Here is a 15613-nt window from a genome sequence, read left to right as displayed (position 1 = left end):
GTGAGAGGGAGTGGTCACTAGGTTGACCGACAGGGCCGCGGATCGTTGGTGATGCTCGCGCCGAGCTGTTCGGCCATGTCGATGTAGGTGGTCAGCGACACGGACCTGCCGGGACCCGAAGGTTCAGAGTCGTCCGATCCGTCCCGCGCCACCCGCGGCAGGTTCGCGAAGGCGATGACATCGGTGACGGGTCGGATATCGATGAACGGGGTCCCTTGTGCGACCGCGAGGGCGGCCAAGGGAAAGCGCTTGATCGGCGCGAAGGTCGACACGGTGGTCCAACCGAGATGGAGGAATGTCCCGCCCTCCCCGCAGATCACATGCGCGTTTGGCAATAACGCCGCCTGCTTCAGATAACCGAGATCACGTAGGACGGTCTCGCGCTCGCGCCGTTGTGCCAGCGCCGTCTGGCCAGTTCGGCGCAGCTCTCTATGCCGCCACCACGAGGCAGCGGTTGCGCGGAGCACGCGCAAGACACCTGTTTGCATGGGAATGCCCTTCATCAGGAACGGCAGACCGGAATCCGGCCCGGACCCATCTGAGGGACCCCAAAGGCCCTCATCCGTCAGTCACAAAACCCGAAGAACACTTTCACTCTTTAGGGATCTGATGCCGAGGAGCGTTAAATGCAAAGCTCATGAGAACGTAGGATCCTCCACTTTCCGGCATCAGACCCCAATGAGGAACAGGATCAGGCCCGGACACCCTCTTTCGGGCATCCTCAGGCCTGACCTCCCCCGGCCCTCCTCTTCCTCTCAAACCCCATGATTTCCGCAGGTGGCTTGATTTTGTTCCTGTTATGTTCTATGTTGAAAGCCACGCTAAGAAGGGAGATCCCCGATGGAAAGCACCACTTACGCCCTGCCCGCGACGCCAAAGCAGATCGCCTATGCGCGCGCACTGGCCCTTCGCAACCAGACGCTTCTGCCGTGTGAGGTTCAGCAAGATCGGCGCTCCTTGAGCGCCTGGATCGACGCACAGGCCAAGCTGAAGCCGGGCACGCAGGACAGCCGCCCGACATCAAAGCAGGTCGCCTTTGCCGAGCGCCTCGCCCGCATCAAGCGCCGCGCCGTGCCGGACGAATGCTTCCGCGACAAGGAGCTGATGTCGAAGTGGATCGATGGGAACAAGTGAAGCTGGGTAGACCCCGCGCTGATCGAGATTACTTCGGCCGATCGACAACGGATGCCCCGCCCGACTTGGCAAGCGCGATCAGGCTGGACTGGATTTTGGATGTGAAGACGGAACTGAACGTGCCGATGGGCGTGCGGTCCTCCCAGACAAAGGACCGCTCCAGAACATCGGTGTTGATCTCGTCCAGCATGACCCATTTGCGGACATGGGTTTATGACCCCACGCGCTGCGACTCGATCTGTGGCACCTCGATGATCAGCACGATGTTGACGAGCGTTGCCGCAACAAGCAGCCGGAGCGGGGTTCGGGTACACCCCATTAACTCCTAGCCTACGGCGACCCCGAACAGCGCACCGACCCCGGCTGTCGCCGCCATTGCAAGCGCTCCCCATAGCGTGACCCGCGTGGCCCCACGGACGACGCCTGCGCCGCCGGCCGAAGCGCCCAATCCGCCAAGAACCGCAAGGCCAAGGATCGTCGATCCCGCCACCAGGGGAGCGATCTGCGCCTCCGAGACCAGCAGCACGACGATCAGGGGCAGCACCGCCCCAACGGCGAAGGTCAGTGCGGACACCAGAGCCGCCTGGACAGGGCGGGCGGTAACGGTTTCCGAAATGCCGAGCTCGTCGCGCGCATGCGATCCGAGCGCGTCACGTTCAGTCAGTTGCACGGCAACCTTTTCCGCCAGGTCGCGGTCCAGCCCCCTTTCAACATAAATCCGGGTTAGTTCCTCGAGCTCGGCCTCGGGCGTTTCCTCGAGTTCACGGCTCTCTCGGGCGAGGTCCGCCTGTTCGGCGTCAGTTTGCGAGCTGACCGAGACATACTCCCCCGCCGCCATCGACATCGCGCCAGCCATAAGCCCGGCCAGCCCGGCGATCATGACCTCGGGCTTGCCGGACCCGGCTGCGGCGACGCCGACGACGAGGCTCGCGGTCGAGACAAGACCATCGTTGGCGCCGAGAACGGCGGCCCGCAGCCAGCCGATGCGATGCACCATATGGATTTCAGAATGTGATAGACGGCTCATGGCGTGGCTCCTTGAACGATGTCAGCTTGCTCTGAAATGATCGCCTGGGGTTTGCCCGTAGCTGGCTCCTGTGGCGCGATGCGCAGCGCGCGCAGGGCGTTCAGGATCACGGCAACGTCGATCACTTCTTGCAGGAGCGCGCCCTGAACCGGCGTGAGGTAGCCGAAAGCGGCCGCGATCATGCCCATGACAGACAGGCCGATCCCGGCGACAACGCTTTCGACCGCGATCCGGCGTGAAGCCCGCGCGATCTCGATGCCGGGCCCCAGCCGGTCGATCCGGTCGACGAGCAGCACCACGTCGGCGGCCTCGGCCGAGGCCGCGGCGCCCCGTGCCCCCATTGCCACGCCTACATCGGCTGCGGCCAGGGCGGGCGCGTCGTTGACACCATCACCCACCATCATCACCGGCCCGTGTTTACGCTCAGAGAGCACCAGCAACACCTTTTGATCCGGCGTCAGACCGGCCCGCAGCCCGTCGAGGCCCAGCCCTTCCGTCACACGCTCGGCCACGTCCGCGCGGTCGCCGGTGGCCAGCAGGATACGCGAGATCCCTTGGCGGCGCAGACCGTCCAGCATGGCACCCGCTCCCTCGCGCAGCGGGTCGGACATGACGAGGTGCCCGGCCATGTGACCGTCAACTGCCACTGCGACAAGGACCGATCCGGCGCCCTTGGCGGGGTGATCGCCCACCATCCGCCCGACCCGGGACGCCACGAAGCCGTCGCCCCCGACGATCACCTCGCGGTCCTCCACACGACCCAAGACCCCTTCGCCCGGGATCTCAGCCACTTCTGTCGGAACGGGCAGTGTGAAGCCCTGTGCCTTGGCGGCGGTGACGATCGCTTGCGCGACAGGGTGCTTGGAGGCCTGATCGAGCGCGGCCGCGAGGCGCAGGATGTCGTCCTCGTTCATGCCATCGTGGCTGTCGATCGAGATGATCTGCGGACGGCCATCTGTCAGCGTCCCCGTCTTGTCGAGGATCAGCGTACGGATGCGCGCCATTGTCTCGAGCGGCCCTGCGCCCTTGATCAAAACGCCAAAATGCGCCGCACGCGAGAGACCCGCGACCAGCGCAACCGGCACGGCAAGGATCAGCGGACAGGGCGTGGCGACCACCAGCACGGCGACCGCGCGGATCGGATCGCCTGTGAACCACCAGGCCGCGAAGGCGATACTGACGGTGACGACCAGAAAGCCCAGCGACCAGCGGTCGGCCAGCCGGGACATCGGCGCTTTGGACGCCTGCGCTTCCTCGACCAGGCGAACGATCCCGGCATAGGTGCTGTCCTTGGCCTCGCGCGTCGCCGTCAGGTCGAAGGCCTCGCCCGCGTTGGTCGATCCGCTCATGGCGTCGGCCCCGCGCGCCAGCCGGACTGGGAGGGATTCGCCGGTCAGCGCCGCGGTGTCGAGGAAGGCGGTGTCGGACGTAACCGAACCGTCCACGGGAACGACATCGCCCTGCCGGATCAGCAGGCGATCGCCCGGTGCGATCTCCTCGAGAGGCACATCCTCAAGACCGCCGTTCCGGTGCCGCGTCGCGGTCCGGGGTACGCGAGATAGAAGATCCTTCATCGAACGACGTGCACGGCCCTCAGCGAAGGCTTCGAGGAAAGTGCCTCCAGAATACATGACTGCGACGACAGCCGCAGCCAAGGTCTCGCCGAAGACAAGCGCCGCCGACATCGACAGCGCGGCAACGATATCGAGGCCCACCTCGCCGCGCCCAATGCTGCGGACGATTTCGACCACAAGCGCTGCCAGCGCGGGAACAACTCCTGCAATCCAGATCAGGTTCGCAACCTCTGGTTGGCCCGCAAGGTAGAATGCGAGTCCCACGATCAGCCCGGTTGCGGCCATCAGCAGGAGTGCGGTCTTGAAGCGATCGGTACGGGTCTGTTCCATGCGGCTCATCTTCCCCCGGCTGAGGCGATTGCCGCTGGTTCTTCGGAAAAAAGACGCCCGACTCCCACGCCCATTGCATTCCCTTCATCATCGCGCAGAAGAAACAGGGCGTCGAGTCCACGTTGTCTTGCGAGGTCCGCACCCCTCTCCGCACCGAGCACCATCAGCGCCGTCGCCCAGGCGTCGGCCTCGGCACAGGTGCGGGCCACGACGGTGACGGAGGCCGGCGAGGCGATCAGCGGCGCGCCACGTCTCGGATCCATGGTATGCGACAGGCGGCGCCCATGCACCTCGACCCAATGGCGGTAGTCACCGGAGGTCGCGACGGCGGCGTCCTGCAGCGCCAGAACCGAATGCGGCGTCCGGCGATCAGGGTCCGGCGCTTCTACCGCGATGATCCATGCCTCGCCATCGGGGCGCAGGCCCATGGCACGCATCTCACCGTCGATGCCGACAAGGGCGTCGGCAATCCCATGATCGCGCAAGGTCTCGGCGAGCCGGTCGACACCGTGGCCCTTGGCGATGCCGTTCAGGTCCAGCGCGACGGGCGCGGTCTTGCGCAACTGCATCCCCTCGATCTCCAGCACCTCCTGAGCCGGGCGGCGGGGGGCGTCCATCGCGGCGCGGATACCCTCGGGCGCGGCGGCCCCGGGCCCGAAACCCCAGGCCGTCACCGCATCGCCCATGCCGATATCGAAGGCCCCGCCCGAGGCACGCCCGATCTCGAGCCCGAGGCGCAGGACCGCCCGCAGTTGCTCCGGCACCACCACCCAATCGCCCACCGGCGCCGCATTGATCCGCATGAGCGCGCTCTCCGCGTTCCACATCGACATCTGCGTGTCCACCTCGTCGACAGCCGCCTGAAGGGCGGCACGAATTGCATCCGTGTCGCGGACCCGATCCGCGAAGAACAGCGCCGACCAGCGCGTGCCCATGGCGGGGCCGTTCAGGGCGATGCGCGCGCGCTCAGTAGACATCTTCGACATACCGCCCCTCTGCCTTTAGGACTGCGGGCGTAAGCCCGGCAGGTGCGAGTATCTCGGCCAACGCATCGCTCACGCCCGTGGCCATGTCGCGCCCGCCGCAGACCATCACACGCGCCCCGTCGCAGATAAGCCGGGCCACCTGCGCCGCGTCGGCGCGCAAGGCGTCCTGCACATAACTGCGCCGCGCGCCGCGCGAGACGGCGGTGACAAGCCGGGTCAACCGCCCCTCAGCCTGCCAGCCGGGCATCTCTTCGCCATAGAAGAAATCGCTGTCCGCATGCCGCATCCCGAAAAACAGGTGCACGGGCCTGTGCCGCGCATTGCCGCGGATGAAGCCCGCCAGCGGCCCGATGCCGGTGCCCGCCCCGATCAGGATCAGCGGGGTGAGACCGCGACCGGCGTCAAAGCCGGGATTGCGCCGCAGGAAGGCCCGGACCGTATCGCCCGGTTCCAGCGCGGTCAGCTGGCCCGAGGCCAGACCGCCCGGATGCTTGCGCACCACGATCTCGACGAACCCGTCGCGCCGGCCCGAGGCCAGCGAATAGAGGCGCGGCATCGGGCTGCCCTGCGGCAGGACGCCGATCAGGTCGCCCGCCTGGAACCGTGCGAAGCCCGTGCCCGTCAGCCGTTGCCACGGCGTTGCGCGCGGCAGGGCGAAGCGCAGGATCGCGGCCCCCGCCTGCATCTCGGCCCCGTAGTTGCGCCGCGAGACGAGGGTCAATGTTTCGGTGCGCGGCGAAACGGGCTGGTGAGAAAGCTCGAGAGAGATGCCAAGCACCTCGCCAAGAGCTCGGCCCCAGCGCGCGAAATCCTGTGGCGATTGGCGGTCGATCGTGTCCAGCGGCATGAGTTCGGCCCAGCCCTTCGCCTGCGCCGCTGCCGCAACGGCCTTGGCGAAGGCGCAATAGGACGGAAAGCTGCGGTCGCCGAAGCCGAGCAGGGCCATCGGGATATCAGGCGCAGGGGCCGACGCGTTCATCCGGTCGAGGAGCCCCTTGGCCGAGGCGGGCGCCGCGCCATCGCCATAAGTCGCGGCGAGGACGATGATGCGCTCTGCACGGGCGTAGCGCTCTGGTGCGAAGCCCGACATCGGGCCAACATGGACGCCCTGCCCCGCTGCCGTCAGCGCGGCATGCAGGGTCGCGGCGAAGCCCCAGGTGCTGCCACCCTCGCTGCCGACAAGAATGATCGTCTCGGCACGGCCCGCGGGCTGGTTGCCCCGGATGCGCGGCCGCCCGCGCCGCCCGGCAAGCCAGATCAAGACGCCGGTCACGCCCATCGCCGGCACTCCGAGCGCCATCATCCCGAGCACAAGGCCGAGCATCGCGGCCCCCTGCCCCGTGTGCAGCATGTAAATGGTTTCCGAGACGCGCTCCCACCCGGTCAGGTCGGCCCATGCCACGAGCGCGCCGGTTCCCTGGTCAAGATAGCCGGTGCCCCGGTCGGTCTTCAGTGTGAACACGTCCGTCGCATCGCCGGGATAGGGAAAGCTCAGTTCGCGCAGCTCGGCGACGGGCGTCTGCAGCAGCGTGGCCATCTGATCGAGAGCGAACCCAATCTCTCCGCTCACTTCGGTGGGATCAGCCGGCAGGACGCCACCGTCCGGCAAAAGATCGAAGGTGGAGGCTGTCATCCAGAGGGCGGTGGTGGAGGACAGAACGAGGCCGATGACGGCGATCCGGGCGATCTCGACATGCAGCCTGCCCGTGAACGGACCGCGCAAGGACGCGAACCAGTGCCGCCATCCGCCCGCCCGTCGCACGACCAGCATAGCACCCGAGAGCGAGAGGACCAGCATCGCCGCGGCCCCGGCGGCCATGGCGATGCGCCCGCCATCCCCGAGGAAGAGCGAGCGATGAAAGTTGGTGAGCCAGCGAAGCGCCTGGTTCGGGTCGGCCGAGGCCACGCCCGCGCCCGTCGCCGGGTCGATCACGGCAGCACCCGGCGCGCCCTGATCGAACCAATAGGCGGTGATCCGACCGGAGGGCGACCGCCGGATCTGCTCGACGCCCGGATAGACGACCTGGATGCGCTCCGCGAGGGTGGCGACTGTCAGGCCAGTCTCCACCTGCGGCGCGGTGATGCGCTCGACTGCCGGAAAGACCGAGAGCGCAGCGCCGCTCAGGCTCAGGATCGTGACGAGCGCGAGTGCCAGAAGACCCGGCCAGCGATGGAGTGTACGGATCATGGCCCTGCCCCTCACATGTCGTAGGAGAAGTTGGCGATGTAGCGCCGCCCGCTCACCGGCGTGCCCGCGCCCGCCGTCGTCAGCGGCACGGCCACCTCGTTCGGGCTGTCGCGCATATCCTCGACTGCCGCGTCGATGTGCAGCGTGTAGCCCGCATCGAACAGCGCGTCGGCCAGATCGAGCGTGATCTCGAGACTGCGGCCCGCGCCGACGCTGGCGCCGGTGATACCGTTTACCTGCGCGGTATCGCCGCCCGTGGCACGGTACCAGTCGCTCAGATGCTCGTAGTACTTGGACTTGCCACCAGCCATCCAGAGACTGCCGACATAGGCGCCCGAGGCGTCGGTAACGTAAAGCGCGAGGTAAGCGCCGTCGCCACCATAGTTGTTAAGGGTGGTTGTGAGCGTCACGGGCCGTGCCATAGCGAGGCCGGGAAGCGTGAGTGCGGTGGTAAGCGCGAGCGTTGCGAGAAGTGATTTCATGGGAATGATCCTTGTTCAGGGTGCTTCGGAGCTGTTCAGTTCACCTGAACCTGCGGAGGGGCGCCGTTTCCGAAGAGGCCGTTCTGCGGAGGAGCGACCGTTCCAGCGGGCGCGGGATTGCGGGCGCCACCGCGGTCGTCGTCATCATCCTCGTAGTCCATCTCGACGATCTGCAGCGTCGCCGGATCGAACTTCACCTCGATCTCGCGGCCATTCTGGTCTCGGCCTTCGATTTCGTAGCAGCCGTCGTCGATCTCGAAGTCGCGCACCGTCCAACCGTTCTGTTCGGCCATCTGCATGGCGGCCTCGCGCGGCTGCCACTGGTCACGGGGCGCATTGCAATCATCGTCGTCGGCCAGCGCAGCGCCGGCGGGCAAAAGTGCGATCAGGGCAAGGGCGGTCAGGGTCTTTTTCATGGCAAGGGGTCCTTTCGTTTGATGAGACCAATCTGGCACCCCGACCTGAGGGCATCCTGACGCCCCAGCGATTCCTGCTTCAGCTTGCCGTCAGGAAAATGGCCCCGCCGATGATGACGGGGCCAAAAAGATGCGAGCGCAGGCTACAGGGCTGGCATGGCTATACGCCCTGCCCCGCGTTCAGGTGAATTCGAACTGCTCGAAGCGGACACGGCGAGGCGTTTGGCCTTGTGCTTTCAAGCCCTTGAGAATCCCGTCCTTCAGACCGGTTGGGCCGCAGAACCACAGATCGGCTTGCCGGATCGCGAAAGGGACCGCGCCAATCAGGCGCTCGGCCGTGAGCCTGCCATCGCGCGTCGTAACGACCACCTCGAAACTGAACCTCGGGTTGCGGGCAGCCGCAGCGCGCAACGTCTCTACGCCAATCGCCTCCTCTTGTGTCGGAACGCAGTAGATGAGGTGAATGTCGCGACTCTCCGCCTCTGTCAGGCTTTCCGCCCAGGCGAGGAACGGCGTGATACCGATGCCGCCGGCAAGCCATATTTGGCGCGCACCGCCCTTGCGGAAATTGAACCGTCCATATGGCCCTTCGACCTGCACGCGCGTTCCGGTCCGCAAGATGGCGGGCAGGCTTCGTGTCCAGCCACCCAACCCCCTGATGCAGAACGTCAGGGTGCCGTCAGGGCGCGGGGCGCTGGCAATCGTGAAAGGGTGCGGCTCGGACAGTCCTGCCTCTGGCGCGCGGAAGAAGGCGAATTGCCCCGGCCGCCACCGCATGGCCCGCCCCTCGGGGCGGAGGGTTAGCGTGGTGGTGTCCTTGGTCTGGCTGATCTCTGTGACGGTGAATTCTCTACGCCGCAGGTACGGGGCGACCAGCTCGGTGAATATCCACGCGATCACTCCGGCGATGCCGAATGTGTTCAGAAGCACCGAGAGCGATGGATCTACCTCTGTCGGCAGGTCGACGAAGAACTGGTGAAAGACCACGATTGCAAAAAGGGCCCCCATGAAACGATGGCTGAACCGCCAGATTTGATAGGGGATTTCCAGTGGGGTGAAGGGCAATCTCCGGAACCAGCTGACAGCAACCAGGGCAAGAAGCGCGTTGAAGGCAAGTTCGCCCGCCTCTTCACCAAGTTCACCAAGGGAGGTTTCACGCACCAAACGCTCGAAATCCGGCTCGATCTGCTGGTGCAGGATCATCAGGACCATTGCGGAAATACCAAGCCACTTGTGGACCCGGTACATGCGATCGAGACCGCCGAACAACGGCTCCACCAGCGGCGGCCGTGCGGCGAGGATCAGGGTCTGTGCCATCGCGACAACTGCCGCGGCCCCGACGGCGATGCCGAGCGCGGCATCCGCACCATAAGTCGCATAGGTGTTGAAACCGAGCAAAGCCGCCAGCAGGCATGGCAACGCAACCAGCACCGGGCCCGTCAGGGCTAGAGGAGAGTTTAGGGAAAGCCGGGAGAGTGGCGGCAGGCTCGGCACCGGGACAATACCGTCGCGACGCGCTGCATCAGTCATCGTCGCGTCTCTCGTGATCCCGCTCGCGGCGATCATCCTCGTCGTCCTCGTACTCGAACTCGATTACCTCCAGCGTGGCCGGGTGGACAGTCACCTCGATCGCACGCCCCTCGGCATCCCTCCCGTCGATCTCGTAGCAGCCGTCATCGATCTTGATCCGGCGCACCGTCCAACCATTTTCCTCGGCCAGCATGGCAACAGCATCGCGCGGCTGCCAGTCGGCCATCGGCACGAAGCAATCGTCGTCAGCCAGCGCCGCGCCGGCCGTAAAGACCGCGAGAAAGCCGATAATTGTCAATGTCTTCTTCATGGGGCACACTCCTAGTGGCTCGCCTCTTGATGCCATTCATGCGCCGCGAAGCTGACGGCAGCCTGAAGGGGCTCGACCCACAAGCTTCAGCTTCGTGTCAGCCAGACGGATCATGGAGGGACATCAGGAAAGGACGGGTACGACCATGCGCATATTGCTGATCGAGGACGACACGACTCTTGGCGCTGCCGTGCGCGACCAGATCGCAGCTGATGGCCAGTCAGTAGACTGGGTCACGCGGCTAGACGCGGCGGCAGACGCGATGAGCGCAACCTCTTACGACCTGCTCCTGCTCGACCTCATGCTGCCAGACGGACGTGGTATCGGGTTCCTCAAGGGCCTCAGGACGCGTGGAGACGTGACGCCGGTCATCATCCTGACGGCGCTCGACCAGGTGTCCGATAGGATCGAAGGCCTCAATGCGGGCGCTGACGACTATCTTGTGAAGCCCTTCGACCTGTCGGAACTGTCGGCACGGATCGGATCGGTCGCGCGGCGCTACAGCGGCAACCCCAACCCGATCCTGACCCACGGACCGCTCGACATCGACCTTGCCGCGCGCAGCGTCCATCGGGATGGCAGACATGTGCCGCTGACGGCGCGGGAATGGGCGCTCTTCGAGGCCTTCCTGGCGCGTCCCGGGCAGCTCCTGTCCAAGGCGCAGTTGGAGGAGAAGCTCTACGCTTTCGACGCCGAAGTCGAGAGCAACACCATCGAGGTGCACGTGAGCCGCCTGCGCAAGAAACTGGGGAGCGCCATCATCGAGACCGAGCGCGGCATGGGTTACCGGCTGGGCAAGCCATGATGTGGCCATCCAGCCTTCAGGTACGGCTCGGCTTGTCACTCGGCCTTGTGCTGACGATCCTCTGGCTCGCCGCCGCCACGGTTACCGCGGTGATCGTTCGGGGCGAGATGGACGAGGTCTTCGACAGCGCCCTGCGCGAAACCGCCGAGCGCATCCTTCCGCTGGCCGTGACCGACATCGTCGGCCGAGAAGATCAGGGTGTGACGCAGCGCCTCGCGCCGATCCGGGAGCATGACGAGTTCTTCACCTACATCGTACGCGATGCCGAGGGACGCATTTTGCTGCAATCCCATGCGGCGGACCCTGCCGTGTTCCCTCCATACGACGGGCCGGGATTTGGGCAGAACGCCACACATCGCCTCTACAGCGACGCGGCGCTCCAGGGGACGATCAGCATCACCGTGGCCGAACCGTTGGCGCATCGCGCATCGGTTGCTCTTGAAATCCAGATGGGCCTCGGCCTGCCGCTGCTGGTCGTGCTGCCGTTGGCGCTCGCGTCGATTATTCTCGCTGTGCGCTTTAGCCTCGCCCCTCTCCATCGGTTCCGTACGCGGCTTGAAGCGCGCGGCGTGCGCGACCTGTCAGAAGTACCCGCGGCCGACCTGCCGACCGAAATCGGACCGCTGGCCGCAACCTTGAACAGCCTTTTGGCTCGGTTGCGCGACGCGTTCGAGGCTGAGCGAAGTTTTGCAGCCAATGCGGCTCATGAACTAAGGACACCATTGGCGGGCGCTATCGCCCAGGCGCAGCGACTGCGGTCAGAGACCAAAGATCCGACCATCGACGCCCGTGCCGCCGAGATCGAGGCAACGCTCAAGCGTCTCACTCGGCTTTCCGAGCGTCTCCTGCAGCTTGCGCGGGCGGAAGGCGGTAGACTTCGGATGGACCAGAGCGCTGATGTCAGAACCATCACTCGGGTCGTGGTGGAAGATATCGCGCGCACCACAGAGAACGGGCGCCTTACGTTGAACTTGCCGGACACGCCTGTCTTGTCTGATATCGACCCCGACGCATTAGGAATTCTGTGCCGGAATCTGGTGGAAAACGCCCTACGCCACGGGGCGCAGAATGCCCCAGTCGCGGTTACACTCACGAGCGAGGGGCAGTTGATCGTGGCGAACGAGGGCCCCGCGGTAGCAACCGAAACACTCGAACGCCTGACAGGGCGCTTCGAGAGGGCAGATGCAAAAACTGATGGTAGCGGGCTTGGCCTCGCTATCGTCTCAGCCATCGCAGAACGGATCGAAACCTCTCTCTTGCTCCAGTCACCACGTCCCGGTGAAACTTCTGGATTTCAGGCATCCGTCAGATTGCCAACGGATGCTCCAAATGCCCATGTGAAAGATCGGGAGCATTGGCCTTGAAGTCTCACGTCGCAGCGCCCCGAGGGGTGCGGTGTCGATGATGGTTGTTGTAGACATGATTCTTCATTCTGAATGCGAGTAATCGCGCTCATCCCATTGATATTATTACACTATAGGGTGATTGGGGGCGGAATCTCCGCCCCCCGCTGGATCACGTTATTCCGAGGCCAGCATCGACGCGCCTTCAGCAGGCAGGTCATCCGTCAGAAATGCAGGAAGGTCAGCTTCACTGACGCTGTCAGCCGCTTCGGCATCCGCCCCCTGCCCTTCGGCATGGTCCTCATCGTCAAGCGCCACGAGATCGTTCCGGCGCATGACGCTCGTCGACCAGCTTTGCCACCACGCTGTCCTTCAGATCGCTCGCCTGCGCCGGCATGTAGATGTGACGCACTGAGGCTTCGAGACAGCTTCCCGAAGCAGAGGAAGTGCGGAAGGTGTCCGTCACAATCTTCAGCAGCAGCAGAATCAACGCCACGTCGGGCGAGCGCCCGATCGCTTCACGCAGCGCCAGCGTCCGGTGTGCCGTCAACTCGATTACGAGCCGCTCGGGCAGTGGCTTCAGCGCTCCGTCATCCTCATCCTCCGGCAGATCGCCGCCAATCGGCTGGCCTCCCGACATGATGACGGTTCCGGCATGAGCGGCACTGTCATAGCCATCGGTGAGATCACGATCATCCCCCTGCCCCGCCACCGCAGGATCAGCACCATCCTGGACCGCTGTCACGTCAACCGGCTCATCCTCTGGACGCACATAGCCGCGATAGACGGCCAGCGCGCCGTAGCGGTCGAGCGTGACGAACGCCCCTGCCCGCCCGATCTCCTCCGCGTCGAAGATCAACGGCCGGGTCTCGATCTTTTCCATCTCCGTTTCCAACACGCCAAGCCGCGTGTCGATCCCGTCGGGGATTTCATCCTGACCCGCGTATTCCTCTTCCAGCGCCCGGTATTCGGCGAGCAGCTTGGCATGGGCCGCGCCTTCGTCATCCGTCATCGGTGCCGGATCACCTGACAGGGACCGCAGGCCGTGGCTGTAGCCGTAGGGCAGGTCAAGCGCGACCTCGATCCACTTCCAGCCCTCAACGGCAACCGTCTCAGCCTTGGCCTGGAGTTTTTCCGTCACCAGCCGATCGAGCAGGGCAGGGTCCTCGAGCCAGCCACCGTCATCGCCCTGAAAGAGGTCATGCAACATCGTGCCGCCCGCCGCTTCGTAGGCCTCAACACCCACAAAGACCGCGCGCCGGTCAGACGCCCGGACCGAGGTCTCGGTCAGCATGCGCCGGATCTGGAATGGCTCCTTGTTCCAGGATGAATGGATCACATCCCAGACCTGAACCTGACGCGCATGATCGGGGTTCACGGTGAAGGCCATGAGCTGCTCCAGCGTCATGCCATCCTCGGCATAGACCTCAAGCAGGGCAGAGGCGACGGAAGCGAGTTTCAAGCGCTGCTTCACGATCTGCGGCGTCACGAAGAAGGCGGCGGCAATCTCTGCATCGCTCTGGCCCTTGTCCCTCAGCGCCACAAACGCGCGGAATTGGTCGAGCGGGTGCAGGGCGACGCGATGCATGCTTTCTGCAAGGGAATCATCCTCGGCCAGGATGTCGGACGCAGCATCGCGCACGATGCAAGGAATGGGCGGGGTCTTTGCCAAACACTTCTGCTTCACCAGCAGGGACAATGCTTGGAACCGACGGCCACCGACCGGGATCTCGAACTTGCCGGTCTCGGTGCCGTCGTCAGCCAAGACGGGCCGCACGCTCAGGCTCTGCAACAGACCGCGGCGGGCGATGTCTTCGGCCAGTTCCTCGACAGACACGCCAGCCTTGATGCGCCGCACGTTGGACTGGCTCAGGACCAGCTTGTCAAAAGGGATATCCCGCGAAGGGGACAGGGTGATTTTCCGGACAGCTTTCGTCATCAGATCTTCTCCACGACGGGCGCCGGAAGCCACTCTCCCGATCTCATTTCCCGTCACCCTCAAACCAACACTCCTTTCCCTCTCGATGATCGTATGGTTGCCAAGAGGCGACTTAACAGCTGTTAAGTCATGCCAACTGAGCACCGCGGCGTTGAAACTTAACAGCTGTTAAGCCGCACTTCGCCGACCGATCAAAGCCATGACCATCGGACCGCAAGAGAATTCGCCCGCCGCGGCCTTGGACGTCAGCGCCCGCAAGTATCCACCCGGTGATCTGATGTCAGAGAATCGTTCCAGCATGGCCACGACGACGATCGAGGCTTGCTCTGGTCCCATGCAGCGTTGCGCTTCTTCCCACGCGGAAACACTGATCCCCATGGCCGGCCTTACATGACAAGCCGCGTCGAAAAGTTGGTGCCAGTGTCGAATGTCGCCCTGATAGAAAGTCTTGAGCGAGGGACAGCCGGCGATTACCAGGTGGAGTGGGATTTTCGGCACCCGCCTCGTGTCAGACTCTTCAAGGTCAGCCACGGGCTCACCCGTATCATCATCAGGCGCGCGTCCCGCCGCCCCGCCTTTTTCTAAGGCAGGTTCAAGATCTATAGATTCTTTATTTGAATTATGATGGTGACGCTCACATTGGGCATCATTGGTGTTCATTTCTTCTGTTTCAGGACCGTCAATCACATTACGCGCCTGGTCAAGAAGGGTCTCCAGTTCAGTCCGAAATGCCGACAGATCCTCAAGCGAGAGTTTGCGGCGAAGAGCGCGGGCGGTGAGGGCTGCCTTGTCGCGGAGCTGGTCCCATAGGCCAAGCCCGGGCTGGATCTCCTCGCCGAACTCCGCCAGAGCGGCCAAGTCGCGACGCATAAGGCTCACTACCTCCCTCAGTCGCCGCACACGGTCCTCGGCCTCACGCACAGCCTCTGCAGCCCGTGCAATTTCCTCGGCCCGGCAATAGAGCGGGGAGAGATCAAAGCCGAAGGCCACCCGATCTTCGCCACGCTTGCGCACATACCGCTTCCCATTGGGGCTATCGCGCCGCATGAGCAAGCGTGCCTCTACCAACCGGGCGAGGTGACGGCGCATCGTCGAGCAAGGCATGCCGTTCAGCCGCTCGCAGATCGCCTTGTTGGATGGGAAGACGACCATTTCGGTGTTCCCGCCAAGCGCATCGTCCGGAAAAAAGCTGAGAAGTCCCTGAAGAACGGTCAGATCGCGCTCGGAAACCCCGAAGGCGGCCTGTGCCTTGGACAGCTCACGGAGGAGCTCCCACTTGTTGACGGGCTTGCCGGGAACAGACGCCTCAGGACGCTCGACCACGCGCAGATGGGCGTGCGAGATCGGCCGCATAAACGGCGAAATCGGTGTGTAATCCATGATGTCATTCACGAAGGCAAAATTTCCCTGGCCCGCGAATCGCTTTGCGCTTGCGGGAAAGGGGCCAGATCGCTACATTCAGAGGTGCGAAAACTGAAGTTTTGTAGCGGGCTGGTCCCGTGCGAAACCTAAGAAAGGTCTCGTGAAGCTTGCTTCTCGGGGCCTTTTT

At 64.3% G+C, this 15613-nt stretch carries 14 protein-coding genes and 1 pseudogene; 3 read left to right on the top strand and 12 right to left on the bottom strand.

The window, feature by feature from the left end; genetic code table 11:
- Positions 1-17: 17 nt before the first annotated feature.
- On the bottom strand, positions 18-488 hold the full coding sequence (locus LZG00_20300; protein MCF3596332.1) for a hypothetical protein: 471 nt from the start codon (positions 486-488) through the stop codon (positions 18-20).
- Positions 489-840: 352 nt separating this feature from the next.
- On the opposite strand from LZG00_20300, the gene LZG00_20295 reads away from it, so the two are divergent.
- On the top strand, positions 841-1134 hold the full coding sequence (locus tag LZG00_20295; GenBank protein MCF3596331.1) for a hypothetical protein: 294 nt from the start codon (positions 841-843) through the stop codon (positions 1132-1134).
- Between the two features lie 28 nt (positions 1135-1162).
- On the opposite strand, the gene LZG00_20290 is transcribed toward LZG00_20295, so the two are convergent.
- From LZG00_20290 to LZG00_20250, 9 genes are all read right to left on the bottom strand, one after another.
- Positions 1163-1324 (bottom strand): hypothetical protein, encoded by a 162-nt coding sequence (locus LZG00_20290; GenBank protein MCF3596330.1) that lies wholly within the window; start codon positions 1322-1324, stop codon positions 1163-1165.
- A 135-nt stretch (positions 1325-1459) separates the two neighbouring features.
- Positions 1460-2161 (bottom strand): VIT family protein, encoded by a 702-nt coding sequence (locus tag LZG00_20285; protein MCF3596329.1) that lies wholly within the window; start codon positions 2159-2161, stop codon positions 1460-1462.
- A complete protein-coding gene (gene cadA, locus LZG00_20280) occupies positions 2158-4065 on the bottom strand; it encodes a cadmium-translocating P-type ATPase (GenBank protein ID MCF3596328.1) in 1908 nt (635 codons plus the stop codon). The genes LZG00_20285 and cadA overlap by 4 nt, the downstream gene beginning before the upstream one ends.
- 5 nt (positions 4066-4070) lie before the next feature.
- Entirely contained in the window at positions 4071-5051 is a 981-nt protein-coding gene (locus tag LZG00_20275) for an FAD:protein FMN transferase (GenBank protein MCF3596327.1), read from the bottom strand.
- On the bottom strand, positions 5032-7239 hold the full coding sequence (locus LZG00_20270; GenBank protein ID MCF3596326.1) for a PepSY domain-containing protein: 2208 nt from the start codon (positions 7237-7239) through the stop codon (positions 5032-5034). Before LZG00_20270 ends, LZG00_20275 begins: the two co-directional genes overlap by 20 nt.
- An 11-nt stretch (positions 7240-7250) precedes the next feature.
- Complete coding sequence (locus LZG00_20265) at positions 7251-7721, bottom strand: DUF2271 domain-containing protein (protein MCF3596325.1); 471 nt, start codon at positions 7719-7721, stop codon at positions 7251-7253.
- A gap of 35 nt (positions 7722-7756) precedes the next feature.
- Positions 7757-8137, bottom strand: a complete 381-nt coding sequence (locus LZG00_20260; GenBank protein ID MCF3596324.1) for a PepSY domain-containing protein — start codon at positions 8135-8137, stop codon at positions 7757-7759.
- A 180-nt stretch (positions 8138-8317) separates the two neighbouring features.
- Complete coding sequence (locus LZG00_20255) at positions 8318-9703, bottom strand: ferredoxin reductase family protein (protein ID MCF3596323.1); 1386 nt, start codon at positions 9701-9703, stop codon at positions 8318-8320.
- The gene (locus LZG00_20250) at positions 9660-9977 is read right to left on the bottom strand and encodes a PepSY domain-containing protein (GenBank protein ID MCF3596322.1); all 318 of its coding nucleotides are present in this window, start codon (positions 9975-9977) and stop codon (positions 9660-9662) included. Before LZG00_20250 ends, LZG00_20255 begins: the two co-directional genes overlap by 44 nt.
- Before the next feature lie 145 nt (positions 9978-10122).
- Between LZG00_20250 and LZG00_20245 the strand changes: the two genes are divergently transcribed.
- On the top strand, positions 10123-10782 hold the full coding sequence (locus tag LZG00_20245) for a response regulator transcription factor (GenBank protein ID MCF3596321.1): 660 nt from the start codon (positions 10123-10125) through the stop codon (positions 10780-10782).
- Positions 10779-12146, top strand: coding sequence for an ATP-binding protein (locus LZG00_20240; protein MCF3596320.1), 1368 nt, complete (start codon positions 10779-10781; stop codon positions 12144-12146). Before LZG00_20245 ends, LZG00_20240 begins: the two co-directional genes overlap by 4 nt.
- A 156-nt stretch (positions 12147-12302) precedes the next feature.
- On the opposite strand, the pseudogene LZG00_20235 reads toward LZG00_20240, so the two are convergent.
- Positions 12303-14064 (bottom strand): annotated as a pseudogene (locus LZG00_20235) (ParB N-terminal domain-containing protein).
- Positions 14065-14232: 168 nt separating this feature from the next.
- Positions 14233-15444, bottom strand: coding sequence for a replication initiation protein RepC (locus tag LZG00_20230; protein MCF3596319.1), 1212 nt, complete (start codon positions 15442-15444; stop codon positions 14233-14235).
- Between the last annotated feature and the right edge of the window lie 169 nt (positions 15445-15613).

This window comes from Rhodobacteraceae bacterium LMO-JJ12, assembly GCA_021555075.1.
GTDB lineage: Bacteria > Pseudomonadota > Alphaproteobacteria > Rhodobacterales > Rhodobacteraceae > JAKGBX01.
The sequence above is the reverse complement of the archived record's forward strand: the minus strand, read 5'-3'. Positions and strand labels throughout refer to the sequence as shown.